This window comes from Kurthia populi (genome assembly GCF_042686175.1).
Taxonomy (GTDB): Bacteria; Bacillota; Bacilli; order Bacillales_A; family Planococcaceae; genus Kurthia; species Kurthia populi.
The window spans coordinates 13,066-38,705 of sequence record NZ_JBHUOR010000131.1 but is presented as its reverse complement, the minus strand read 5'-3'; the positions used below and the strand labels follow the sequence as shown (position 1 = coordinate 38,705).

The following is a 25,640-nucleotide window of genomic DNA, read 5'->3' as shown; positions in this document are numbered from 1 at the left end:
ATGGCAACATTGTACGGCTTAGGGGTAGGACCTGGGGATCCAGAATTAATTACCGTAAAAGCATTCCGCATTATGAAAGAATCACCGGTCATTGCGTATCCTAAAAAGATGAAGGGCAAAAAAAGCTATGCACAGCGCATCGTTGATGTGTACGTCAGTGGCATGGATAAAGAAATGCTAGGCCTTGTATTCCCGATGACAAAGCATCAGGAAACATTGGACCGCGAGTGGAATAAGGCAGTCGATGAGGTATATGCGCGCATTGCGGCTGGAAATGATGTGGCCTTCGTGACAGAGGGTGACCCGATGCTTTATAGCACATTCATTCACTTAATGAACTTGATGAAGGAGCGTCACCCAGAAGTTGATATTAAAATGGTGCCGGGGATTTCATCATTCAATGGCTCGGCCTCTCGTCTAGGCATTGCGCTAGGTGACGGCGATGACCATATTGCGATGATTCCAGCAGTGGATGATTACGACCAAATGCGTAAAGCAATCGAAGACCATGATGCCGTTGTGTTCATTAAAGTCGCAAAAGTCATTGATTTAATGTTACGTGTGTTACGTGACTTAGATTTACTAGAAAAAGCACATGTGGTGACAAAAGTAACGTCTGATGAGGAAGTCATTTGGAAAACATCTGAGCTTGATGGTGTCGAGCTTGAATACTTAACATTAATGGTGGTGCGTAAATAATGAAGAAAATTTATATCGTAGGTGCTGGCCCTGGGGATCCAGATTTAGTAACAGTCAAAGGCTTAAAAATGATTCAAACGGCAGATGTCGTCATGTATACCGATTCACTTGTTAATCAAGAATTAATCGCAAAAGCAAAGCCAGAAGCGGAAGTCGTGAAAACAGCGGGCATGCATTTAGATGAAATGGTACAAGCCATCGTCGACCGTGTTAATGACGGCAAAGTCGTAGCACGTGTGCACACGGGTGACCCGGCAATGTACGGCGCTATTATGGAACAAATGGCGATTTTAAAACAGCATGATATTACATGCGAAATCATTCCAGGCGTTAGCTCGGTATTCGCTTCAGCAGCTGCAGTGGGTGCTGAATTAACAATTCCAGACCTGACACAAACGCTTATTTTAACGCGTGCAGAAGGGCGTACGCCTGTCCCTGAAATGGAAAAATTAAAAGACTTAGCAAGCCATCATTGTACGATTGCGTTGTTCTTAAGTGCCACTTTAACGAAAAAAATCGTCAAAGAATTGCAAGCAGCTGGTTGGAGCGATGATACACCGATTGCCGTTGTGCAACGTGCTACATGGCCCAACCAAAAAATCGTGCGGACAACGCTCATTAACTTAGACGAAGATATGCGTAAAAACGGCATTCGTAAACATGCGATGATTTTAGCGGGCTGGGCACTTGATCCAAACATCCACGAAAAAGATTATCGTTCGAAATTATATGATAAAACATTTACACATGGCTTCCGTAAAGCGGTGACAGAGTAATGGTCATCGAACTACAAGAAGACGTCCTAGCGCCGATTGAGGTGAAGCACCAATATGCGGTCGTAGCGATTACAAAGCATGGTGTCGACATTGCACGTCGTTTGCATGCTAATTTTCCAAATACAGATGTTTATTATATGAGTAAATTTGAGCGCGGTGATGAGCGTGAGCATAATGTGCAGCTGTTTAAAAACAGTGTACGTATGCTTTTTCCGGCACTTTTTAAACATTATGATGGCATCATTACGATTATTTCACTTGGTGCGGTCGTACGTATGATTGCGCCGCTTCTTGTTGATAAAAAGGTTGACCCGGCGGTTGTGGTCATTGATGACCGCGGTGACAATGTCATTAGTATGCTGTCGGGTCACTTAGGCGGTGCTAATGCACTGACTCATACCGTAGCAGATGCACTTGGCGCCAATGCGGTTATTACAACGGCTTCGGATGTACAAAAAACGATTCCCGTTGATTTATTCGGTGCAAAATTTGGCTGGCAGTGGGATTCGGCAGAGAAGTTAACGCCTGTATCAGCCGCTGTTGTGAATGAAGAGCATGTCGCAATTGTACAAGAAGCGGGTGAGAAAAATTGGTGGATGCACGATGCCCCGATGCCGCCGAGCTTAGTAGAATATGCGTCACTTGAAAGCGCTATGGCCGCAAAACCAGATGCGGCACTGATCATTAGTCATCGTTTACTGAACGAGGACGACTTAGTTGAAAATCATGTTATTTATCGCCCGAAATCACTCGTCATTGGTATGGGCTGTAATCGTGGTACATCGGCGGAGGAAGTCGATGCCGTGATCAAGGAAACCTTACAGGAACTTGGATTATCGATTAAAAGCGTCAAAGCACTTGTCACATTTGAGCTAAAACGTGATGAGCCATGCTTCCACGACATTACATCAAAATATGATTGGCAATTTAAATGGTATACAAAGGATGAGTTAAACAGCCAGCTTGTGACCGATCCTTCCGATACCGTCTTTAAATACACAGGAGTTTACGGCGTGAGTGAGCCAGCAGTACGACTTTATAGTGGCAATGATGAGCTCCTACTCGTGAAGAAAAAATCAGGGAATACAACCATTTCTGTTGCAGAAATTTTATTTTAAGGAGGGGACCGCATGAAGCGTTTTGTCATTGCAGGGACGAATAGTGGCGTCGGAAAAACGACACTGACAATCGGTTTAATGGCCGCATTGCAAAAGAAAGGATTACGTGTACAAGGATTTAAATGTGGACCCGACTACATCGACCCATCATTTCATAAGGCAGTAACCGGGCGTCCATCACGCAATATCGACAGCTTTATGTTTGAAGCGGATGTCGTGCGTGATATCGTACGCCGCGCGACACAGGACAGTGATGTTGGCATTATTGAAGGTGTGATGGGCTTTTATGATGGCAAGGACCCACTATCGAATGTAGGCTCAACAGCAGACATTGCGGTCATAACAGAAACACCGGTTGTTTTAGTCGTCAACTGTGGTGCAATGGCGCGTAGTGCAGCAGCCATCGTAAAAGGCTTCCAGCTATTATCAGGTAAGCCGAATATCGTCGCTGTTATCGCCAATCAGGTCGGGAGTGCAAGTCACTTTAACATTGTTAAAACAGCCATTGAAGCGGAGTGCGATGTGCCGGTCATTGGCTATTTAAAGAAAAATAGTGAGCTGCATATGCCGAGTCGTCATTTAGGGCTCATTCCAGCGCTTGAACGCGGGGAAATGCAAGGCTACTTCGATGACCTAGCGGCACTTGTGACGGATACGATTGATATTGATGCCCTACTTGCACTAACAGAGGCACCGGAATTAACGGTTCCAACATCGATTTTTGATGAAAAAAAGGCGGCTTGCTGTACGATAGCGGTTGCGCATGATGCGGCCTTTAACTTCTATTACGAGGAAAATATCGAGTTACTGCAAGCAAATGGCGCGAATATCGCCTACTTCTCACCGCTTGCAAATGAAGAGGTACCAGCAGAAGCGGATGGTCTTTATATCGGTGGAGGGTTCCCAGAGGAATTTGCGAATATTTTAGCTACTACTACACAAGCGAAAGAATCGATTCGCTCCTTTATTGCCGCGGATAAGCCTGTATTTGCAGAGTGCGGTGGCTTTATGTATTTAACGGAGGCCATTGAGACATTAGATGGTGCCCGTTTTGATATGGTTGGCGCGATTCCAGGTGTCACCAAAATGCAGGGCAAACGTGTAGCGCTCGGTTATCGTGAGATTTTTGGTAAAAAGGACAACTTCTTATTAGACGAGGGGATGCTTGCGAAGGGGCATGAATTCCATTATTCAACGTATGAGCAAGGGCCAGAGCAATTTGCTTATGACACAAAAAGTCGATTTAAGGCGAAGGGGGAAGGCTATATGCAGGGGAATATCGTCGCTGGTTATACGCATTTCCACTTTGCTTCAAATCCAGAAGTTGCAGCGCGCTTTGTTCGTGCCTGCGTAAAAGGGGAGTAAGACATGTACGGAATAGTTTATTTAGTTGGCGCAGGTCCAGGGGATCCAAAATTAATTACGGTCAAAGGTTTAGAATGCATTCAACAGGCAGATGTTATTGCATATGACCGCCTTGTCAATAAGGAGTTATTAGCACAGGCGAAGCCAGATGCTGAGCTTATTTATTGTGGTAAGGAACCTGGACGTCATCATTTTATTCAAGAGGAAATTCATCAATTACTCGTTGAAAAGGCAAAAGAAGGTAAAACCGTGACCCGTCTAAAAGGCGGCGATCCATTTGTTTTTGGGCGCGGTGCTGAGGAAGCGGAAGTATTACGTGCGGCAGGTATTCGCTATGAAGTAGTGCCTGGTATTACGGCCGGGATTGCAGCGCCAGCTTATGCGGGCATTTCGGTGACGCATCGTGAAATGGCCTCAAGCTTTGCGATTATTACGGGGCATGGCCGCGATTCAAAGGGCCAAGATACGATTAAATGGGAGCACATCGCCACAGGTATTGATACATTAGCTTTTTATATGGGCGTTGGAAACTTGCGCTATATTGCAGACCAATTAATGACATATGGTCGCCCGCGTACAACGCCGGTTGCGATTATTGAAAAAGGTACGACTGCCCAGCAGCGTACAATTACCGCCACACTAGAAACAATTGCTGACGAGGCAGTAACACAACAAATTAAAAACCCAGCAATGGTACTTGTCGGTGAGGTTGCGAGTCTACATGACACACTTGCCTGGGTCGAGGAGGAAGCACAATATGTCAATCATTCAGGAAATTAAACAGCGTCGTGCCATTCGTAATTACGAGGACCGTCCTGTTGAAAAAGAAAAAATCGAACAATTATTAGATGTAGCAACGTATGCCCCAACGGACCGTTTACGTGAGCCTTGGCATTTTTACGTGCTTGGTGCGGAAAAGAAAAAAGCATATGAAGCATTAGCTACAGCTTATTTAGAAGAACGTTTTCCAACGAAGCCACATCTTGTTGAAAGTTCAATGAAAGTTGTGTTAACAACACCGACCGTTATCGTTGTGACAGCGAAGCAAGTAGCAGGGGATGCGGATGCGACCGAGGATGATATTTTCGCGACAAGCTGTGCCATACATGCGATGTGGCTAGCAGCGCGCGAATTAGGACTTGGCTTTGTATGGCGCACACGCGGCGTTGGGCTTGTGCATGATGCACGTCTACCCGAATTTATTGGTGCGGCGAATGATGAAAAAGTGATCGGCACAATTTTCATTGGTTACCCAGCGGATGAAGAAGTAAACGTAACGAAGCGTACGCCATTTGAGGAGAAAACGACATGGCTGTAAGACGCGGCTTATTTTTATTGTATACTGGTGATGGCAAAGGGAAAACAACGGCTTCACTTGGCGTGACATTACGCGCTATTGGACGAGGCCTACATGTGGAGTATTTACAATTTATTAAAAATCCACAGCGTACATACGGAGAGCAACTTGCGCTACAAAAACTCGGTGTTGACATGAAGCAGATGGGCATTGGCTTTACATGGACGAAAACGCCTGAGGAGCATCGCGAGGCGCTACAAAAAGCATGGGCCATTACAAAGGAAAAGCTTGCGGATGAATCAATTGATTTACTCGTATTAGATGAGCTCAATAATGCACTAGCTATTTCAAAATTCCCAGTAGACGACGTGCTACCACTTGCGGAAGTTGTTGAGGCGATTCGAAATCGCCCGGCATCGATGCATTTAGTTGTCACAGGGCGTAGTGCGAAGCAGGAGCTGATTGATTTAGCAGATCTTGTATCAACGATTGATGCAACGAAGCATTATTATGAAGAAGGCATTCCGGCAGTAAAAGGGCTCGAATTCTAAGGGGGAATTCAGGTGAAAGCAAAGGCGGTTATGATTCAAGGAACGTCATCAGATGTCGGGAAAAGTATGCTAGCGACAGCGCTTTGTCGGCATTTTTCGAATGCAGGATTTCGCGTCGCACCGTTTAAATCACAAAACATGGCACTGAATTCATTTGTGACGACAAGTGGTGGCGAAATCGGACGTGCGCAAGGGGTGCAGGCGGAAGCAGCGCGCGTCGATGCAACAACGGATATGAACCCGATTTTATTAAAGCCAAAGCATGATATGATGTCAGAAATTATCGTCCATGGCAAGCATCATTTAGATATGACGGCGCGTGATTATCGTCATAAATTTGTCGATGAGGCCCTTCCGATTGCAGAGGCTGCGATTCAACGTCTCAAGGAGCAGTATGATGTTATCGTCCTTGAAGGAGCAGGGAGTCCTGCGGAAATAAACTTAAAGGCGCGAGATATTGCGAATATGAAAATGGCGCATGCGGCGGATGCCGATGTGTTGCTTGTAGCTGATATTGACCGAGGCGGTGTGTTTGCGTCGATTGTCGGCACATTGGCACTTTTAGATGACGACGAACGTGCACGCGTAAAGGGCATTATTATTAATAAATTTCGCGGCATGAAAGAACTGCTTGATGATGGGCTCGTGTGGCTGGAGGACTATACAGGCATTCCGGTTTTAGGTGTTGTACCGTATATGAATGTTCAAATTGAAGCAGAGGATTCGCTCGCCTTATCGGCACTACGTTTTAAAAAGCCGAAGCGGGATGAATTCGCGATTGATGTGGCGGTCATTCAGCTACCGCGTATTTCAAACTTTACCGATATAGATCCACTGATGGATGAGCCGGGTGTTGGCGTACGCTTTGTGAAAACTACTGCGGACTTTGGAAAGCCAGATGTCGTCATTTTACCCGGCACGAAAAGCACGATTGACGATTTACGCTGGCTACGTGAAACGGACCTTGATGCATGCGTATTACAGCATGCACGTCAGTCGAAGCCAGTCATTGGCATTTGCGGCGGCTATCAAATGCTAGGTGAGCAGTTGCTTGACCCACATGCTATTGAAGGCGATGGTCGGGACGAGCTTGGACTCGCATTATTGCCGATTACGACGACATTTGTCGGTGAAAAACGAACCGTTCAAATGTCCGGCACACGCTATGGTACAGAGGACATCTTAACCGGTTATGAAATTCATCTAGGACGTACGGAGCGCACTGCAGATTGTGCACCATTTTTATTATTAGACAATGGACGAACAGATGGTGCCGTTTGTGAGCATGTGCTAGGCACGTATTTCCATGGAATCTTCCATAATCGCGCCTTTACACGTGAGCTAGTGAATACATGGCGTACCCAAAAGGGACTCGCACCGCTATCAGAGGAAGTTCAATCAGAAAAAGAACTGCGCGAGCAGGCGTATAATATTGCGGCTGAGCATTTTGAGCAAGCCGTCGACATGGACAAACTGTATCGCATTATGGGCTTAGAGCGCGTAATGCAATAATCTGGGAGATTACGTGAAAACGTAGTCTCTTTTTTATATAATGGAAAATAAAGGGGTTGGTGAAATGTTTACAGAAGCGCAGTTAAAAGCATTGATTCGTGGCGAAGTTGTAGGGGATAGGTATCCATATGATACACCAGAAGAGCAGGTACTTATAAATTATTTAAAACCGATTCAAGAAGAAATGAAGCGACAGCATATCCAATGTCGACTTGCGAGTGACCATTTTGATAGTGGCTATGCCTCGTATATCCAGCTACTTTGCTATGAAAAAGAGCATCAACTAATAGAGGGAAATGAAGTGACAATCAAAGGATTACATGTCTTAGTGAGCCGCCTCGCACCGGTCATTGTCATCGGACAAGCTGAAGAGACGAGCTGTTATGATGAGGACGGCGAAGAAGAGACTAGTAGCTATACGTTTTTAAGTCATCCGCAACAGCTAGAACTTGAAACAACGTCACTTCAACAATTAGCGCAAAAACTAGAGCGCTTGTTCATGAAATATCACTTGACGATTTTACATAAGGAAGATGTCGACAAGGCATTACCTTTTAAAGCAAAAATCCCAACTATTTTTCGTAAGCCAAAAGATTATTTAATATGGGATGCTATTTTTTACTGGAAGGGTTGAGTAGATGGGGAGTACATCTTTTTTACAGCAGGAATTGCCAGAGATTATATTCGAGCGACCGATGTTTTATCGGAATGATAAGGCATTACGTGTGGAATTAGGAGAAGGCTCTTTTAGAGAGAGCACTTATTTACCACGAGTTTACGAGAAGGCTCTTACGCTTTTTGAAGCACTACATGATAACACCGATGAATTGCTGTTAATTGTTGATCATGATGAAGATAAAAAAATAGGCGTTTTTTCAAAGTATATAAAGTCTAAATCACTGCTTTATCATTTGCAGCATGAAGTGATACAAAGGCTAGATGAAGAAGAGTTAACTACATATCGCTTCGCATTACATTGTAAAAAGCAGGATATTCGCTATCATGCCTTGATTAAGGCAATTTGTAATCAGGATTTAGGTATGAAACCAAGCGTTCATCAGCGCGTCTACTTTGTAAATAAAACGAAAAAAACAGTGTTTTATGTGTATGATGACCAGGGCTGTGATATCGTAGCCACTACACTGCAGACGCTGCGACCAATTTACGAAACATTTAATGATTGGTTATTGGATTATGATAGAGAACAAATGAATAAATTATTTTCAAAGTAGGGGGAATTACAATAAAATCTTTATGGACGAGTAGTATCGCGGCACTTACCGCATTTATAATTGTAGAGCTATTCATCAATGTGTACCGATTAAGTCGCCTATTTGAGCTAGACCTCACATATACACTTCTGTTTATCGGTATAATAAATGGTGTGTTGCTCATTGGCACAGCCGTTTATTTGTATCGAATTTTAAATTATACGACCAATGCATGGCTCACTACAGCTTTGGCATTGATGCTATTTTACACATTGCTTCAACTGTTCACGTATTTCTGGCCGCTCCATCATGCCGAAGCACTGTTTCCGATTTTTAATGTGTTTATCTATGGCTTTATCGCGGTTTATTTTCTTGCTCTTTTCGGCATGCTTTCTTTTTTAAAGCGACAACAACTAGCCTAAATTAATTATGAAACATTTCCCGGAGTTATCCGTAGAATAATTACTGGTAAGGGAGGTTTCCAATGAAGTTATTTCAATCAATAGGGTTGGTGTTAATGGGCGCGCTAACGCTCTATATCGTCGTGTCCTTTTTCATGTTGCAAAAAGGCTTTAATTTGCCAATGTGGGGGCAGCTTGTATTAGCGCTCGTATTATTAATTGTTGTGCTAAATCAATTCCGCGTCAAAAATAAAATGATGGGCGCTATTAGTGTCGTCGGCTTTATTATTATTGTAGCGAGTATTATTGTAACTGCTATTTATTAAAAAAAGGAGAAATCGCGTGGATGGCGATTTCTCCTTTTTTTATTTAGTCGAGTGTTAAACTTCCCGTTGTCGTTTTTTCTTTTCTGCTGGAACGAATAAAATAAGCACAAACGCAACAACAGCGACCGCGAGCATAAATAAATACGTATCATTAGCGCCCATAATCGGTGCAAGTGCTTTCGCATCTGCATGAGCAGTTGATTGAATCGTATACACCGTCACAATAACCGCCGTTCCGACTGCACCAGCTAATTGGCGAACCGTATTGTTTACAGCTGAGCCATGTGAGCCAAGTTCGAGTGGCAGTGCATTTAATGCGGCTGTATTAAGTGGCATCGTAATAAAGGATAGACCAATACGAAGGATAATCGTACGCATCATAATGTAGACGAAGCTAGTTGTTGCAGTTAAATCCGTGACCATCCACATCGAAATCCCAATTAACAGCATACCGATAATAAATAATGGTCGTGCGCCGTGCTTATCATAGAGTTTCCCGGTAACAGGGGATAAGAAGGCATTAATAACGGCTCCTGGTAATAGCAGTAAGCCCGCTTCAAAGGCGCTAAAGCCACGACCTGTTTGTAAATACATCGGTAATAAAATTAAATCGGCATACATTAAAATCGTTACTAAAATATTCACAAGGGATGTCATCGTAAACATTTTGTATTTAAAGACGCGTAAATTAAGCATCGGCTCATTTGAAAGAAGCTGCATTTTACAAAATAGGCCAATGACAATTAGACCGACGATGATACAAGTAAGTACTACCCAGTCGGACCAACCGCGGCTTCCGGCACTACTAAAGCCAAAGAGTAAAAGGCCAAAGCCAACTGTTGAGAAAATCATGCTCATCATATCTAGCTTGACATCTTTTGTTTCGCCGACGTTAAATAAATACTTCGCTGCTAATAAAATGACGATAATTGAAATCGGAATCATCATAATAAAGAGCCAGCGCCAGGATACGAAATCTAGCATAAAGCCAGCAACTGTTGGCGCAATTGCGGGCGCGAAAATAATCGCAAAGCCGATTTTACCCATGACCGCACCACGCTCATTTTGTGGATATAAATAAAGAATAACGGTCATCATCAGCGGTAAAATAATTCCCGCTCCAGCCGCCTGAATCATACGGCCAGCTAATAATACGCCAAATGTTGTCGCACATGCGCTGACAATCGAACCAATCAGTAAAAAGAGCATTGAGGCGATAAAAAGCTGACGTGTTGTGTAGCGCTTCATCAGAAATGCCGTAAGTGGTACAAGCACCCCATTGACAAGCATAAAGCCTGTCGCAAGTCATTGAATCGTATCCGGTGTTACCTTAAAAATTTCCATTAAGTCACTAAGCGCGACGTTTAAAAGGGTTTGGTTGAGTGTTGAGAAAAAACAGCCGATGATCATAATCGTAATTAAAATCTTTTTCGTGCTGTTAGGTATTTCGTTTTGCATCGTACATCTCCTTACGCTACTATTAATTTTATAGACACTTTGTCTATGAAATATCATAACAAGGAATGAATTTTGTTGACCATGCACAATTTTCATCAAGTTGTCGACTAAAAGACAAAAATAAAAAAGATGTAGATAAAATCGAAAAAGATGGACGAGGAGAATGAATATGTCGAAAAAAGAAGACCCGCGCGCCATACGCACGAAAGAAATGCTGAAACAAGCTGTGATTGAGCTGTTACAGCAAGGCATTCCTGCCGAAAAATTGTCGATTCAAAAAGTGTCGCAACAAGCTGGGCTTAACCGGACGACCTTTTATTTGCATTACGAGGATATTCACGATCTTTTGCAAAAATTAACTGATGAAATCGTCGGTGAAATTACGAAGCAAATTGAAGAGCTTATGCAGGTGCGCGAATTAAGCGAGAAATCCCAGTTGATCCGCTTACTCGATTATTTATACAATCAGCGCCAACATTTGCTCGTCTTATTTCAAAAGAATGATTTTGAAGAGAAATTATATGAGCAAATGAAGCGTCTTATTAGCGTGCGCCGCGAAAATAGCGTCACACAAACGCCACGTCGTGACATTGATATCGATATTAAAACAGCGTCGCTCGTTGGCATTATGATGTGGTGGCTAAAACGAGGGCTCCATTATAGCTCAGACTATATTGCGACAGAAATTTATGAAATGTACCGCTGAAATATGGATTGAGATGGTTTCGAGCCGGGAATTGATGTAATAAGAAGAGAACTAGGGGGCTTTTAAATGGACGAACAGACCTTACTGCAACAGCATATTGATGTATTATTTCAGCAAAATGAAGTGGGCGATTTAACGGTACTAAATGAGTCGCCATATGATAAAGCACCTCAGTTTTATGTAGGGGTGACACGTAAAAAAAGCATCACCAAATATCAAGAGCATATGGCACCAGAGCTTCGAAAGCAGCTAGAGGCCATCGTGAGCGACACACCGAATGAGCAGCTATTACAGGCGATTCAATTATTTTCAGCCGAGCAAAAGCTGCAACATTTTCATTTAGGCCCATTTTATGAAATCCCAACGATTGCATCACAAATTGAAGGCCCAATTGAAATTACAGAGGACAATAAATATTTAATTAAAGAGGCATTTCCGTACACGCATGATGAATTAGCTGAGCGTGCACCAGTATTTACAGTTATTGAAGCAGGCGTTCCGGTGTCCCTTTGCTGTAGTGCACGCCAAACGACCGAAGCGGCAGAGGCCAGTGTCTTTACAAATGAGCATTACCGTGGACGTGGGTATGCGGTCGATGTCGTACGTGCATGGGCTAAAAAAGTGCAACAGCAAAATCGAACGACCTTTTATTCAACATCATGGGACAATTTTAGCTCTCGTATGATTGCGGAAAAGCTCGCAATGAAACGCATTGGCATTGATATTACACTGGATTAATGGGGGCTAATGCTCGTAGTAACATATCTTTTAACGCGCTCATTTGAATGTCAAAATGAGCGCTTTTTTGTGCGAACGGCAGCGTCTGATCTTTTTCAATTTTCATATTCATATAGCTAAATGTCGTGACGGCTGTATGAATCGCTACTTTTAAATCGATGGTTGTATGAAACGACTGGTCCTGTTTACCTGTTTCAATAATATGGTCGACTACTTCACTGAACATCGTAGTAGAAGAAGGCACCTCAATGCCTTCAACCGCTGCTAAATATTCAGTAGCTTCAAGATAGCGGACGAGCTTTTGCGTTACCTCGGGCGTTGTCGCCATAAAATACGTAAACATTTTTTCGAGCTTTTCATAGGCCGTCAAAGGCATGGTCGTAATTTTTTGCATATCGCGCCCGGCATCCTGCATAAAGCGGTCCATTACTGCTAAAATAATTGCGGCTTTATTCGCAAAATAGCGGAATAGCGTCGCGTTACTGACACCCGCTTCCTTTGCGATTTCGAGCATTTGGACGGAGCCAATGCCTTGCGCTAAAAATAATGTATACGCGGCATCGATGATTTTTTCGTGACGTGCGTTTTTTGCTTGCTGTCTAGTTGTCATATTTTTTCCTCATTTCGTATAATAAAACTTGAGAGTCGACTCTCTTTATTTTATAATAAATGTAAATAATTTGAAAGGGTGAGCTAAAATGGTACAAGTTGCAGTAGAAAAGATCCATGATATTTTTAATCAACAAACGAAACATCAATGGGAGATGCGTCAAACAAGCGCTTCTGAACGTGTGGAGATGCTACAACGTTTAAAGACAAATATTTTAGCCCGTTTAGAAGATTTAATTGCGGCGAGCATCAAGGATTATAAAACACCACGCATGACCGCAGAGCATCAGGTATATGCTGCAATAGAGGCGATTGATTATGCCTGTGAGCATGTGGCACAGTGGATGGAACCAGAGCGCGTCGAGCAGCCAAAAGATGGCAAGGGTGCTTATATTGTATACGAATCACGTGGCACTGTCTGTATTTTTGGTACATGGAATTCCCCGATGTCGGTAACAATTCACCCATTAACAGAGGCACTTGCGGCAGGAAACTGCGTTGTCATCAAGCCAAGTGAGTTTAATCCACATTATAATGCCGTACTACAGCAAATTATTGAGGCGACATTTGATGAGCGGCAAGTAGCATTTGTACAGGGCGAGGCGGAGACATCTGAGCAGCTATTAAAATTACCATTTAGCCACTTTTTCTTTACAGGAAGCCCACGCGTCGGCAAAATTGTCATGCGTGAAGCGGCGAATCATCTATCAGCCGTTACATTAGAGCTTGGCGGTAAATCACCGTCAATCATCGATAAAGGCTATGATGTAGCGAAGGCAGCACAGGCACTTGCATTCGGCAAAGTATTAATGGGTGGTCAATTCTGTATTTGTCCCGATTATTTATTTGTTCATGAGCAGGATGTCGAGGCTTTTGCGGCTGCGTACCGCGCAACAACACAAGGCCTATTATATGAAAACGGCGAAATTCGTACAACCGAGCGTACACAAATTGTGAACGATGCGCATTTCAATCGTTTAAAAGGCTTATATGATGACGCGATGTCAAAAGGTGCGGTCGTATTAAGCGGTGGAACATTCGATGACGTCAATCGCCTAATTGAGCCGACGTTACTTGGCAATGTCACAGAGGACATGCATATTGCACATGAAGAAATCTTTGGACCGTTAACATTTTTGAAAGCGTATACATCGCTTGATGAGGTGCTACACTATATTCAGCAGCGACCAAAGCCACTCGCATTCTATGTATTTAGTGACGACGAGGCATTCCAAGAACGTTGCCTACGCTATACGTCTTCAGGTGGTGTGACGATCAATGGTATCGTCCAGCATAATACGTATTTAGAACTACCTTTTGGTGGTGTCAATAACTCAGGGCTTGGTAGCTTTCATGGCATTCATGGCTTTAAAACATTCTCACATGCTCGTTCGGTATTTGAAGCGTTTTTTTATGTCATGAAAAACGGTAGTACAATCCCACCGTATAAAAAGGCGCCTGCAATGACGAAGGCGGGGTGGAATTTTCGAATCATCAAAGCCCAGTAGGCCACACCGCCAATGAGTAAAAATTGTAGTGTGCCAATCGTTTGCAGAGACTCACGAGACATTTGCACGATAATCACAAACATCATAACTGCTAAAATTGGTTGAATTAATAGCGTCATCCCTTTAATGACTGGAGAAGCACGATGCTTTTGCAAATAATTCATTAAAATAATTAAGAGCACCACCGTCGGCACAATTGTCGCCGTCAACGCAATGAGGACACCCCATATGCCATATGTATCGTAGCCAACAAAGGCGGCAATTTTCGTCGCAATCGGACCTGGGAGTGCATTACCGAGTGCTAAGACATTTGAAAAGGCCTCATTACTAAGCCAGTGATAACGTTCAACAACCTCCTCGTAAATGAGAGGGATAGACGAGGGCCCGCCACCATAGCCTAAAATATTTGCCACAAAAAAGCCGATAAAAAGCTGAATCACGAAGCGTCGCCCCCTTTACGCCATCTCTTAACGCGCTCCACTAGCTTAAAGTGTGCCGCACCATATATTAAAAATAAAATGACTGCCACACCTGAATGAATATGAAGTACTTCAAGTAATAGAATGGCTATCGCGAAAAATACAATGCTCATAACAATGCCAAGCCCTTTGAGTGATTTTTGTGAGAATTGCAACGCCATTTCAAGTAGCATAATGACTACGACGGGCATTACGGCTGCAATCATACCAATCACAATTTTTGAGCTACTGAGCCAACCAACAATTGAGAGAAGCGCAATCATTAAAATAGAACTAGGGAGAATGTGGCAAATAACGCCCCAGATCGCACCGAGGGCACCATGCAGTCGATAACCTAAATAACCTGCCATTTTTGTGGCAATCGGGCCGGGTAGTGCATTCGCAATCGCTAATATTTCACTAAATTCATCATCATCCATCCAGTGATATTTTTTCACCGCTTCATGGCGAAATAGCGGCATGACGGATGGACCGCCGCCAAAACCAAAAATCCCAGCGCGTAGCATCGCTAGTGATAATTCCTTCATGCAATCCCTCCTTTAGTGTTTATTTTACATGAACTGGAAACGGTCGAATAGTAAAAAAAGCGAGAATCGCATAATCGCGACGCTCGCTTTTTGTATTAAATAAATAAACCAACTAATGTAGCTGTGAATACAGAAACTAATGTAGCAGCGAATAAGATTTTTAAACCGTTTTTAGAAACGATTGCTGCTTTTTCACCGCTGATTGCTTGTAAAGAACCGGCGATGATACCAATTGAACTGAAGTTAGCAAAGCTAATTAAGAAGACAGATACGATACCAACTGTTTTTTCAGATAGGTTCGGAATATGATCCATAAATTGAAGCATTGCAACGAATTCATTGGTTGCTAATTTAGTACCCATTGTTTGACCAGCTACTAAAATGTCTTGTGCTGGAACACCCATGATCCAAGCGATTGGTGCAAAGATGTAACCTAATACTTCTGTAAATGAAATACCGATTACTGCACTGAATAGACCATCGATTAAAGCCATTAAACCAACGTATGCAATCAGCATCGCGCCTACGATTAATGCAACCTTACCACCATCTAATGCACCGATAGAAATGGCTTCAAATAAAGATTTCGCTTCAGTAGCGTCTTTAATATCCACTTTTTCAGTATCTTTTTCAACATCTGGTGCAATCATAATACCGATAATTAAGCTTGATAATGCATTTAATGCCATCGCACCTAATACGTATTGTGCAGGAAGCATCGTAATGTATGATGCCATGATTGAAGCAGATACTGAAGCCATTGATGCAACAGAGATAACGATAATTTTGTTTGAATCCATTTTGAGGATTTGAGATTTGATTGCTAATAAACCTTCAGATTGACCGAAGAAAATATTATTAATCGCATGGAATGTTTTGACTGGAGAAACACCTGTAATTTTTGATAAAAATCCACCTACATATTTAATTAAAATAGGTAGAACGCGGATATAAGTCAAGATTGAAAGCAACATAGACGTAAAGATAATAATTAATAAAACATTAATGAAAAATGGTGAACCACCTTCTGGAATCCAACCGTCAACAACGAATGAAATCCCTTCACGACCATAGCTAATTACTTTCGTAATCCCGTTACTTACAGATTCGATTACTTTTAACCCAACCGATGTTTTGAACATCACTAATGTCAGAAGAATTTGTAATACGAACATAATACCTACCGCTTTAAAGTCAATCGCTTTGCGGTTATTACTCATTAGGTATGCGACGCCAAGAACGACGACTAAACCTAAAATTCCGATTAAAATAGACATGTTGATACCTCAATATTTAAGTTTTAAAATCTTACATTTCTTATCGTAGAGGTACGGACCATAAGTTGCAAGCGTTTTCGCGAAAAAAACATAAATATGATAAAAGTAAATATTTTTCATAAATAAACGCTATTTTAAAGATTTTTAATATTCTAATAAATTGAAGTTGTATGGACTATAAATCAAGTGATTGGTTGGTATCTTTTGAAGGTTTTACAGGTTCTTCCTTTCCGACAACTTTTTTCACAAAATTGTACACTGATTTTACTGTTGAACCAGTTTCCCAGTATTCCGCAGACTCTGCATGTACTTTTATTAATACAAGTTGAGGGTCGTCATAAGCTACATCAAACATTTTTTCATAGATAGGATTCCAAAATTCTTTTTTACGTGCTTCGTCATCGACAAATTCAGCAGTCCCGCTAATTGAAGCATACGATTTACTAGCAATTGCGACATTCACACGGTTATTGACATTAATTTCATCATACTTATCTGTATCTGTACGCGTAAGTAGCCAAATATCCCCATCAAATTCTACTTTTTGTAGTTGCATTGGTCGTGATACAAGTTTTCCATCTTCCTGCTGCGTTACAAGCATCGCAACAGATGCATCCTCAATAATCGATGTTAAATTGTCTCGAACTTTTTGGTATTCTTCTGTCATCGTAAAAACTCCTTTTGTTTTTGTCGTCTCTTAATTTGTTTGCCCTTTAGAAAATGGATTAAACAAAGTAATAAAAAATCACCGCCCATAAGACGATGATTTGAGTTTATAAAATAGGAGATAACATGCGCGAAACAGATTCTTTAAATTTCACCCATAACGAGCGAGATTCATACGATTCCTTCGTCATTTCAACACATACATTTAAATCTTCATGGAACATATCCGCCAGTTCTTTCGTGACTTTTTCATTGTATAGGAAGCCATTAACTTCAAAATTTAAACGGAAACTGCGGTTATCCACATTTGCTGTCCCAACAGAAGCGATTTGGTCATCAATGAGCACGACTTTTGAATGAATGAAGCCATTAGCATAGTGATAAACCTTTGCGCCTGATTCCATTAGGTCGCCTGCATACGAGCAGGTCGCCATGTAAACAAATGGATGGTCCGGTTTATCAGGAATCATAATGCGTACATCAATACCAGATAGTACCGCAATTCGTACCGCTTCTAAAAATGCTTCATCAGGAATGAAGTAAGGCGACTGGATATAGACATAGCGTTTTGCTTGTAAAATCATTTTAATATAACTGTTTTCAATACTTGAATGTGGTGTATCGGGCCCACTAGAAACAATTTGCATCGCAATGTCTCCTGTAATGTCATGAGCAGGGAAGTAATGCGGTGCAAAGGATAAATCAAGTGAATTACCAGCTTGGTTCCAGTCCAGCATAAAGCGTGCCTGAAGTGCATGAACAGCCGCCCCTTGAATGCGCATATGTGTGTCGCGCCAGTAGCCAAACTTTTTGTCCAGCCCTAAGTACTCATCGCCGACATTAAAGCCACCAATATAGCCGATTTGTCCATCGATAACGACAATTTTTCGGTGATTACGATAATTCATTCGGGGATTAATAAGCGGTAAGATGGATGGGAAAAAGACCTCAACCTCTCCACCTTCTTGAATCAATTCCTTAAAATGCCGTTTGCGCACATTTCGTGAGCCGAGCGCATCATAAAGGATACGCACCTCAACGCCTGCCTTGGCACGTTCGATTAGCGCAGCAGTAATTTTTTTGCCGATGCCATCTAGTTTGAAAATATAATATTGCACGTGGATATGATCTGTCGCATTAGCAATATCACGCAGTAGCGCATCGAATTTTTCATGACCATCATTAAAAAGTTCCACATGATTGTTTTTTGTTACGAGTGCATTATTCGTTTGTAAATTCATATGAATTAACTCACGTGCATTTTCGAAGTTTTCTATATTCAGCTCATCTTTTAAAACACGTGCTTTTTGATCATCAATCATTTCCTGAATACCAATGCTATCCTTTGGCATCCACCGACGTAAATGTTTTTGACGCAATGGTTTACCGATAAATAAGTAGAGGATAAAACCGATATACGGTAAAAAGAATAGCACGAAAACCCAAGCCCAGGCAGCTGATGGTTTTTTACGCTCCAAGAAAATAATGGTGATAGCAAGGATAATGTTCACCACAAGTAAAATGGCACTTATCGTACTCGATTTAAAAAGATAAAGATAAAAATCAGTCAATGTCTCACGCCCTTTTTATGCATATTTTTTCATATAGTATATAGTTTAACAGGAAAGCAGCTATTAGGAAAAAAACGCCGCGTTTTATTTTTAATGATTAAAGGAAAAGAGAGTAATAAAGGAGGAGGGAAAAAAATGAAAGTATATAAATATCCAGTACGCGTTAATACAGTAGAAACAATTGATTTACCTTTAGGAGCCAAGCCACTTTCCATTGCATTTCAATATGACAAGGTATATATTTATGCGCTTGTAAAACCAGAAGAGCAAAAAACAGCATCTGTTCAAGTTATTGTAGCAGGAACGGGAGAACCACTACCAGAAGACATTGACACATTTACCTACTTGAATACGATACAAATGTTTGACCAGCAGTGGAATTTGCATGGGTTTTATAAAAAATAAATAAAATACATATCAAAATACCTAATTTATAAAAGAAAATTAGGTGTACATGCCGATATGGTTTTTTAGAGGATTCCCATATAATGAGTATAGTATGTTCATAGAAATGTACATTATCCTTTAAAAAAGAGATACCCGACGCCTGGGTATCTCTTTTTTTATGTGAAAAGACGTAATAACTTCGTCACTCAAAATAATCAAATCAACAAAAAAGCCGTGCCTTTAGACACGACTTTTTTTATTATTAAGATATTGTTTTCGGCGGTTGAGTTTGCTCAGTTTCGATATCTGGAGCTTCTTCATGCCACCATAATGCATCTTCAGGATCTTGTTTCATCACTTCGCGTACTTCTTTTTTCGTTTCAACTGTTGGGTACGAGCCTTTTAATGCGCGACCTGACGTTTGAACGAATAATAAGCTAAAGACGATTAAGCCAATGATGCTGACCGCTGCTAAATAGTACGCTGGTGCAAGTGGATCGCCTGTTACATGGACTAAATAAGCCGATACAAGTGGTGTTGTCCCACCAAATATTGACACCGATACATTAAAGGTCAATGCCAGTGCACGATAACGAACATCTGAGAAGAATAAACTTGGTAGTAATGAAGGAAGTGTCCCTTCATAAAAACTTAATAGGAAACCTAATAAGAAGACACCGGCGAAAATAAAGCCGACTTGGCCAACACCCATTAACATAAATGCAGGGATTGCTAGGAAGGTTAACCCAACAAGGCCAATTTGAACAACACGTTTATTACCAAATTTATCACTCATGCGACCAAAGAATAATGCGAGTGGCATCATTAAGACCATTGTGATTAATAAAATGACTAAACTTGTTGTGTTATCAATGCCGATAACCTCGGTTAAATACGAAGGCATATATGACAGTACCATATAGTTGGTAATGTTAAAGAATGCCACGATAACAACACTTAATATTAAATCTTTTTTATAATGCTTTAAAATTTCTTTAAATGTTAACGGTTCTTCGTCACTTTCTTCTTGTGCTTGCTCCATTTCTTCAAAAATTGGTGATTCGTCAAGATGACGACGTAAATATAAACCAATTAGACCGATTGGTGCAGCGATGAAGAAAGGAATACGCCAGCCCCAAGACATCATTTGAGCATCAGATAGGGCGAACGTTAAAATGGTAACGAGACCTGAAGCGGCAATGAAACCAGATAAAGAACCGATTTCTAAGCCACTACCAAGCATCCCACGTTTTTTATCGGGAGATGATTCGGCGATATAGACCATCGCGCCTGAGTACTCCCCACCAGTAGAGAAACCTTGAATCATACGAGCGACTAATAATAAAATAGGCGCCCAAATACCAATTTGCTCATACGTAGGTAATAAACCAATCATTAATGTAGCAATTGCCATAATAATAATCGTTGTACTTAAGACAATTTTACGACCGTATTTATCGCCGATCTTACCAAAGAAAATGCCGCCAATTGGGCGAACTAAGAAGGCCACAGCGAATGTAGCGAAGGTGAAGACAAGTTGAAGACCACTATTATCAACACCAGCGAAAAATAACTGACTAATGACAACAGCTAAATAAGCATAAAGACCAAAGTCAAACCACTCCATCGCGTTACCGAGACCGGTGGCGACAACAGCCTTACGTGCTTTCTTGGAACTCACAACATTAATATCTTGCGGTTCCATATCTAAATTATTATTTTGTTGCATATTCTCTAAACAGCTCCTTTTGGGTTTGCTATTTTCGAGGATTGCAAAAGATATGTAGTACTTTAATTGTTGGGAAATAAAATAGCGGAAAAGTAAAACAACAATCTCAATCTTTTAAATCCTGATTTTGTTATCGACAAAACAAAAATAAATCTACTCGAGGTTGTTCATATGTAGTAAAAAATTTTTTACGTGAACACTTTATCTATTCCCCTCTGTTTTACTTTGAAACATAAAATATAGAAGTTTTTATTTTCAGAAAATTAGTCGACTATTTTCATATAATAAGAAGAAACAGAGGAAATTGAACTTAAATAAATTTGCTTTCATTAATAAAATATGATTTTTTTTGAAAAAAAAATAAAAAAATAATAAAAACAGGTTTAAGCTTTTATAAAAAGGGCTACATTATAAGTGTACTTTTCATATTCTTCTCTTTGACCCCCAGTGGAAACATTGGGGGACTTTTTTATTTTTACGCTAACAAAAGGTACCTGATGAATCTGAGTGAGTACGTGCTTATATACGCACTCATTTTTACGCTTTAATATTTTGTTACGTGTATTTTTGATAGTAAATTTTTTAGTAAACTCGAGTAAAAGCTCATTCTACTTTTTATTTAGCTCATATTGGCAAGTTGGATAAATGCACGAAGTAAAAAGGGCTATTTTTCAGTTTTGAGAGGTGAATTGGTGTCATTTACGCGAAACAAACTAGATGTCATTGAAAGAACGTTGATATAAAGATTAGCGGAAGAAATAATAAATAGTCTAGACTATATAAAATTGGGCAAAGTAAAACCAGCTCTCTGCGGCTGTATACCGAAAAAAGCTGGTGAAATAAAGCTAGTTTTTACGCGCGTATGCCATCAAGTAGCGTTGTTGTAAAGACATGCATCTCTTTTATTAAATCAAAATCCTCTGCATGAATAAGCCAATCATACACATTGGCACGCATCGCCCGTTGAATCATTTTTTCAATCGCTTCAAATGACAGATCCTTACGGAAAATATTTTGTTCCACGCCTTCTTCTAAATAACGACGAATCAGTTCAAAAATCGTCCGCTGTGGGTGAATTAAATAATGCACATGCTCGACTTGATTCGTCATCGCTGCTGTATAGACAGTGCGCATAATGTCTTTGCCAACGACAGTCGTTAAATAAATCATTTGTTCATCGTATAGTGCAATAATTTTCTGTGGTGGACTTAAGTTTTCATCGATTTTTTTTGCGGCTTCTACATAATGTGCATCAAATTCCTGAAATTTTTCGAGCACAATATCATATTTCGTTGCAAAGTGAGTGTAAAAAGTTCCTTTTGAAACGCCACAAGTTGTCGTAATTTGTGCAATCGATACATGCTCAAATCCTCGTTTTGCAAAAAGTTTTAATGCGGTATCTAAGAGCTTTTGGCGCGTCTCTAGCGCCTTTTTCTTTCGGTCAGTTGTCAAAAAATCACTCCTTTTCTCTAAAAAGTTAAAAAATTATCGTTGACGAATGAATTTTCTATCGTTTATGATTTAAGTGACCGAGGTCAGTGAAATAATCATACGAGAAATTTATATTTTTTTCTAGTGTATTTTCAGAATTTTTTAAAATTTAGGGAGGCGAACGATATGGAAACAACAGGAATTCAAACATTAACGCATTTTATCGGAGGACAAAACGTAGAAGGGCAGAGCGGACGATTTGGTGATGTCTTTAATCCGACAACTGGAGAAGTCATTGCGAAAGTACCACTCGCGACTAGAGAGGAAACACGTGAGGCCATTGCAGAGGTACAGGCAGCATTCCCAGCATGGCGTGATGTTTCTGTCGCAAAGCGTGCGCAGGTTTTGTTAAATTTCCGCAATTTATTAACACAACATTTAGATGAGCTCTTAGCTATTATTTGTCGTGAAAGCGGAAAAACGATAGAAGATGCGAAAGGCGAAGTGACGCGTGGTATTGAATCTGTTGATTTAGCAATCGGCGCTCCGCATTTAGTGAAAGGGGAATATTCGGTCAATGTTGGTGGGAATATTAATGCGTATTCTGCAAAATATCCACTAGGCGTTGTCGCGGCAATCTCGCCGTTCAATTTCCCAATTATGGTACCGCTTGCACAAACAAGTATGGCAGTAGCAGTCGGGAATGCGGTCATTTTAAAAGCTTCTGAAAAAGTCCCAATGACAGCATTATTTATTAGTGAGCTATGGAAAAAAGCCGGCCTTCCAGATGGCATTTGGACGGTAATCAATGGCGATAAAGATGCGGTGAATGAATTACTCGAACATAAAGCGGTTAAGGCGATTTCATTTGTTGGTTCAACACCTGTTGCAAAATATATTTACGAAACAGGGGCAAAATACGGCAAGCGTGTCACAGCACTTGGCGGCGGCAAAAATAATATGGTTGTCATGCCAGATGCGGATTTAGAACAGGTGGCAGAAGCCTTTATGGGCGCGGCATATGGTGCAGCATCACAACGCTGTATGGCATTATCAACGATTATGCCCGTAGGACAAGAGACGGCTGAGCGCTTAGTCGCTATTTTAAAACAAAAAGTAGCAGCGTTAAAAGTAGGCTCCTATGAAGAGGCGGATACCGATTTCGGCCCGGTGATTTCAGCGCAGGCGAAGGAAGCGATGCTTGCGGCGATTAAGAAGGGGGAAGAAGAGGGCGTCGAAATCGTTTGTGATGGTCGAGAGCTTCCTATCGTCAACGAATCAAAAGGTTTCTTCATTGGCCCGACTTTATTTGACCACGTAAAGCCAGGCATGGATGTGTATGAGCAAGAAATCTTTGGCCCGGTGCGTAATATCGTACGCGTGGAAACACTTGATGAAGCCATTCAGCTCATTAATGAGCATGAGCTTGGCAATGGCGTGACGATTTTCACGAATGATGGCTATGCTTCACGTAAATTTACGACAGAAATCGATGTGGGCATGGTCGGTGTCAATGTGCCAATTCCGATTCCAGTTGGCTATCATAATTTTGCAGGCTTTAAAGATTCACGCTTTGGCGAGGGGCATATGTTTGGCCCAGATCAAGCGCGCTTCTTTACAAAAACAAAAACCGTATCGGAACGCTGGCCAGAAGCGGGCTCTCAAATGGGCTCTACATTCGCGTTCCCAAGTAATGATTAGGAGGGTTTCAGATGGCATATACAGTACATTCTCCGGCAAAAATTGTTTATGGTAATGGCGCCTTTCAAACTCTTGGGGACCATGCGCAGAAATTAGGGACGACCGCGTTAATTATTAGTGACCCGATTATGGAAGATTTAGGGGTTGTGGCACAATGTGCAGCGCATTTAAAGCAAGCCTCTGTAGCGTATACAGGGGTGACATCAGAGCCACTAGACGTTTATGTAAATGAGGGACTTGCGCTTTTACGTGAACATCAATGCGATGTCATTGTCTCTATTGGTGGCGGTAGCTGTATTGATACGGCAAAGGCCATCTCGGTTGTGGCAACAAATCGCGGCTATATTGGGGATTATATGCACGGTGCGACGCCCATTACCGAGCTACCGATTCCGCATATTGCGATTCCGACAACAGCGGGGACGGGTAGTGAGGCAACCGATGTGACGGTTATTACGAATACTGCAGAAGACATTAAAATGATGATTAAAGATGCAGCCTTTATGCCAGATGTGGCACTTGTTGATGCACAGCTAACAGTATCGTCACCACGGCATATTACCGCTGCAACCGGCGTTGATGCGATGAGCCATGCGATTGAGAGTTTATTATCACGCAAAGCGCATCCATTTTCGAATCAATTGGCGCTGTCTGCTATTGAATTAATTACCGCGAACTTACTGCCGGCATATCGTGATGGTCACAATTTGACGGCACGTGAGGCGATGTCACTTGGCTCGTTGCAAGCGGGGATGGCATTTTCAAATGCTTCTGTGGCGCTTGTACATGGCATGTCTCGCCCAATCGGTGCACTATTCCACGTCCCGCATGGTATTTCAAATGCGATGCTGTTACCAGCGGTGCTTGAATTTTCAAAGGAAAACTGTACGCCGCAACTTGCAAAAATGGCGCCGTTTTTCATTGAGCAAACAGCCGATCTGAGCGAGGAGGAGCTTGCTGAGGAAGTTATTCAGGCTGTAAAAGCATTATGTCGTAGCTTAGACATTCCAAATTTAAAGGGTTATGGCATTGAGGAATCGGCGTTTTATGCAGCGATTCCAAAAATGGTCGTTGATGCGATAACCAGTGGCAGTCCAGCGAATAATCCGCGCATCCCGACAGAAGAAGAGCTAGCGCAGCTGTATAAGGATGTTTATCATTATGTGTTTTAATGAGGTGTTGTGATGAAGGACCAACAGCAGGCATATGAGCAGCTCATCGCTGTTATTGACAAACATATTCCCGTAGGCTTTAAAAAATGTGAAGAGCATGGTGGCACTCACTATGTTGTGCCACTACGTGATTACCCAAAAGGTTATCATGTGACGCCCGGTACACCGCTTCCTTTTTTAAGCGTAATTCCGCAAAAGCATCATATTGGGGTGTATCATATGGGCATCTATGCCAATCCGGAGCTACTACAATGGTTTACGACGCGCTACAAGGAAGAAGTGTCAACGAAATTACAAATGGGAAAAAGTTGTATTCGTTTGACGAATGCGACGCATATTCCGTATGAGCTATTAGGCGAATTAGTCGAGAAGATGGCGCCTGATGCGTGGATTAAAGTATACGAACAACGCTAAATAAAAGCCTT

27 protein-coding genes and 1 pseudogene are annotated in these 25,640 nt (G+C 41.6%); 19 read left to right on the top strand and 9 right to left on the bottom strand.

From position 1 onward, the window contains the following. The 12 genes from cobI (at window position 1) to ACFSY7_RS15845 (ending at window position 9,256) form a co-directional block, all read left to right on the top strand. Window positions 1–699: a precorrin-2 C(20)-methyltransferase gene (gene cobI, locus ACFSY7_RS15900; protein ID WP_126991606.1), complete on the top strand. Its 699-nt coding sequence runs from the start codon at window positions 1–3 to the stop codon at window positions 697–699. Then, the gene (cobM, locus tag ACFSY7_RS15895; RefSeq protein WP_380148619.1) at window positions 699–1,475 is read left to right on the top strand and encodes a precorrin-4 C(11)-methyltransferase; all 777 of its coding nucleotides are present in this window, start codon (window positions 699–701) and stop codon (window positions 1,473–1,475) included. Before cobI ends, cobM begins: the two co-directional genes overlap by 1 nt. Next, window positions 1,475–2,593 (top strand): cobalt-precorrin 5A hydrolase, encoded by a 1,119-nt coding sequence (locus ACFSY7_RS15890; RefSeq protein ID WP_380148618.1) that lies wholly within the window; start codon window positions 1,475–1,477, stop codon window positions 2,591–2,593. Before cobM ends, ACFSY7_RS15890 begins: the two co-directional genes overlap by 1 nt. Window positions 2,594–2,605: 12 nt before the next feature. Next, window positions 2,606–3,958 (top strand): cobyrinate a,c-diamide synthase, encoded by a 1,353-nt coding sequence (locus tag ACFSY7_RS15885; protein ID WP_380148617.1) that lies wholly within the window; start codon window positions 2,606–2,608, stop codon window positions 3,956–3,958. A gap of 3 nt (window positions 3,959–3,961) precedes the next feature. Beyond that, window positions 3,962–4,738 carry a uroporphyrinogen-III C-methyltransferase gene (gene cobA, locus ACFSY7_RS15880; protein ID WP_380148615.1) on the top strand — a complete coding sequence of 259 codons (777 nt, stop codon included), beginning with the start codon at window positions 3,962–3,964 and terminating at the stop codon, window positions 4,736–4,738. Further along, the gene (locus tag ACFSY7_RS15875; protein ID WP_139994182.1) at window positions 4,716–5,276 is read left to right on the top strand and encodes a nitroreductase family protein; all 561 of its coding nucleotides are present in this window, start codon (window positions 4,716–4,718) and stop codon (window positions 5,274–5,276) included. The genes cobA and ACFSY7_RS15875 overlap by 23 nt, the downstream gene beginning before the upstream one ends. Beyond that, window positions 5,267–5,806 carry a cob(I)yrinic acid a,c-diamide adenosyltransferase gene (locus tag ACFSY7_RS15870; RefSeq protein ID WP_126991612.1) on the top strand — a complete coding sequence of 180 codons (540 nt, stop codon included), beginning with the start codon at window positions 5,267–5,269 and terminating at the stop codon, window positions 5,804–5,806. The genes ACFSY7_RS15875 and ACFSY7_RS15870 overlap by 10 nt, the downstream gene beginning before the upstream one ends. Window positions 5,807–5,836: 30 nt before the next feature. Then, the gene (locus ACFSY7_RS15865; protein WP_380148631.1) at window positions 5,837–7,318 is read left to right on the top strand and encodes a cobyric acid synthase; all 1,482 of its coding nucleotides are present in this window, start codon (window positions 5,837–5,839) and stop codon (window positions 7,316–7,318) included. Window positions 7,319–7,382: 64 nt separating this feature from the next. Beyond that, window positions 7,383–7,952: a hypothetical protein gene (locus ACFSY7_RS15860; RefSeq protein WP_380148612.1), complete on the top strand. Its 570-nt coding sequence runs from the start codon at window positions 7,383–7,385 to the stop codon at window positions 7,950–7,952. 4 nt (window positions 7,953–7,956) lie between these two features. Continuing rightward, on the top strand, window positions 7,957–8,550 hold the full coding sequence (locus ACFSY7_RS15855; protein WP_380148611.1) for a DUF3885 domain-containing protein: 594 nt from the start codon (window positions 7,957–7,959) through the stop codon (window positions 8,548–8,550). Between the two features lie 80 nt (window positions 8,551–8,630). Beyond that, entirely contained in the window at window positions 8,631–8,951 is a 321-nt protein-coding gene (locus ACFSY7_RS15850; RefSeq protein WP_380148610.1) for a hypothetical protein, read from the top strand. A 62-nt stretch (window positions 8,952–9,013) separates the two neighbouring features. Next, entirely contained in the window at window positions 9,014–9,256 is a 243-nt protein-coding gene (locus tag ACFSY7_RS15845) for a hypothetical protein (protein ID WP_139994174.1), read from the top strand. 54 nt (window positions 9,257–9,310) lie between these two features. On the opposite strand, the pseudogene ACFSY7_RS15840 reads toward ACFSY7_RS15845, so the two are convergent. Next, window positions 9,311–10,714: pseudogene (locus ACFSY7_RS15840) on the bottom strand (DHA2 family efflux MFS transporter permease subunit). Between the two features lie 163 nt (window positions 10,715–10,877). Between ACFSY7_RS15840 and ACFSY7_RS15835 the strand changes: the two are divergent. Together ACFSY7_RS15835 and ACFSY7_RS15830 are read left to right on the top strand one after the other, a co-directional pair. Further along, a complete protein-coding gene (locus tag ACFSY7_RS15835; protein WP_380148609.1) occupies window positions 10,878–11,420 on the top strand; it encodes a TetR/AcrR family transcriptional regulator in 543 nt (180 codons plus the stop codon). A 66-nt stretch (window positions 11,421–11,486) separates the two neighbouring features. Further along, window positions 11,487–12,158: a GNAT family N-acetyltransferase gene (locus ACFSY7_RS15830; protein ID WP_126991620.1), complete on the top strand. Its 672-nt coding sequence runs from the start codon at window positions 11,487–11,489 to the stop codon at window positions 12,156–12,158. Here ACFSY7_RS15830 and ACFSY7_RS15825 read toward each other — a convergent pair. After that, complete coding sequence (locus tag ACFSY7_RS15825) at window positions 12,145–12,768, bottom strand: TetR/AcrR family transcriptional regulator (RefSeq protein WP_139994160.1); 624 nt, start codon at window positions 12,766–12,768, stop codon at window positions 12,145–12,147. The two genes, ACFSY7_RS15830 and ACFSY7_RS15825, sit on opposite strands and share 14 nt — an antisense overlap. A gap of 88 nt (window positions 12,769–12,856) precedes the next feature. On the opposite strand from ACFSY7_RS15825, the gene ACFSY7_RS15820 reads away from it, so the two are divergent. Then, window positions 12,857–14,275 (top strand): aldehyde dehydrogenase family protein, encoded by a 1,419-nt coding sequence (locus ACFSY7_RS15820; RefSeq protein WP_380148608.1) that lies wholly within the window; start codon window positions 12,857–12,859, stop codon window positions 14,273–14,275. On the opposite strand, the gene ACFSY7_RS15815 is transcribed toward ACFSY7_RS15820, so the two are convergent. The 5 genes from ACFSY7_RS15815 to cls all read right to left on the bottom strand — a co-directional run bounded on the left by ACFSY7_RS15815 (window position 14,179) and on the right by cls (window position 18,795). Then, a complete protein-coding gene (locus tag ACFSY7_RS15815) occupies window positions 14,179–14,715 on the bottom strand; it encodes a chromate transporter (RefSeq protein WP_126991623.1) in 537 nt (178 codons plus the stop codon). The genes ACFSY7_RS15820 and ACFSY7_RS15815 overlap by 97 nt on opposite strands. Continuing rightward, a complete protein-coding gene (locus ACFSY7_RS15810; RefSeq protein ID WP_126991624.1) occupies window positions 14,712–15,281 on the bottom strand; it encodes a chromate transporter in 570 nt (189 codons plus the stop codon). The genes ACFSY7_RS15815 and ACFSY7_RS15810 overlap by 4 nt, the downstream gene beginning before the upstream one ends. A 95-nt stretch (window positions 15,282–15,376) precedes the next feature. Next, a complete protein-coding gene (locus tag ACFSY7_RS15805) occupies window positions 15,377–16,558 on the bottom strand; it encodes a NupC/NupG family nucleoside CNT transporter (protein WP_126991625.1) in 1,182 nt (393 codons plus the stop codon). A gap of 175 nt (window positions 16,559–16,733) precedes the next feature. Next, the gene (locus ACFSY7_RS15800; protein WP_126991626.1) at window positions 16,734–17,225 is read right to left on the bottom strand and encodes a pyridoxamine 5'-phosphate oxidase family protein; all 492 of its coding nucleotides are present in this window, start codon (window positions 17,223–17,225) and stop codon (window positions 16,734–16,736) included. 106 nt (window positions 17,226–17,331) lie between these two features. After that, complete coding sequence (cls, locus tag ACFSY7_RS15795) at window positions 17,332–18,795, bottom strand: cardiolipin synthase (RefSeq protein ID WP_380148607.1); 1,464 nt, start codon at window positions 18,793–18,795, stop codon at window positions 17,332–17,334. A 135-nt stretch (window positions 18,796–18,930) separates the two neighbouring features. Here cls and ACFSY7_RS15790 point away from each other — a divergent pair, with 135 nt between their 5' ends. After that, complete coding sequence (locus ACFSY7_RS15790) at window positions 18,931–19,200, top strand: DUF7352 domain-containing protein (RefSeq protein ID WP_380148605.1); 270 nt, start codon at window positions 18,931–18,933, stop codon at window positions 19,198–19,200. A gap of 244 nt (window positions 19,201–19,444) precedes the next feature. Here the strand turns inward: ACFSY7_RS15790 and ACFSY7_RS15785 are convergent, their stop codons facing one another. Both ACFSY7_RS15785 and ACFSY7_RS15780 read right to left on the bottom strand, forming a co-directional pair. Then, window positions 19,445–20,911 carry an MFS transporter gene (locus ACFSY7_RS15785; protein WP_380148604.1) on the bottom strand — a complete coding sequence of 489 codons (1,467 nt, stop codon included), beginning with the start codon at window positions 20,909–20,911 and terminating at the stop codon, window positions 19,445–19,447. Window positions 20,912–21,763: 852 nt separating this feature from the next. Continuing rightward, window positions 21,764–22,363 carry a TetR/AcrR family transcriptional regulator gene (locus ACFSY7_RS15780; RefSeq protein WP_126991630.1) on the bottom strand — a complete coding sequence of 200 codons (600 nt, stop codon included), beginning with the start codon at window positions 22,361–22,363 and terminating at the stop codon, window positions 21,764–21,766. A 165-nt stretch (window positions 22,364–22,528) separates the two neighbouring features. On the opposite strand from ACFSY7_RS15780, the gene ACFSY7_RS15775 reads away from it, so the two are divergent. From ACFSY7_RS15775 to ACFSY7_RS15765, 3 genes are read left to right on the top strand one after another with little or no spacing between them, the layout of a single operon-like run. Then, window positions 22,529–24,043, top strand: a complete 1,515-nt coding sequence (locus ACFSY7_RS15775; protein WP_380148602.1) for a CoA-acylating methylmalonate-semialdehyde dehydrogenase — start codon at window positions 22,529–22,531, stop codon at window positions 24,041–24,043. 11 nt (window positions 24,044–24,054) lie between these two features. Beyond that, entirely contained in the window at window positions 24,055–25,215 is a 1,161-nt protein-coding gene (locus ACFSY7_RS15770; protein ID WP_380148601.1) for an iron-containing alcohol dehydrogenase, read from the top strand. 12 nt (window positions 25,216–25,227) lie between these two features. Beyond that, entirely contained in the window at window positions 25,228–25,629 is a 402-nt protein-coding gene (locus ACFSY7_RS15765; RefSeq protein WP_380148599.1) for a DUF1801 domain-containing protein, read from the top strand. Window positions 25,630–25,640 lie beyond the last annotated feature (11 nt).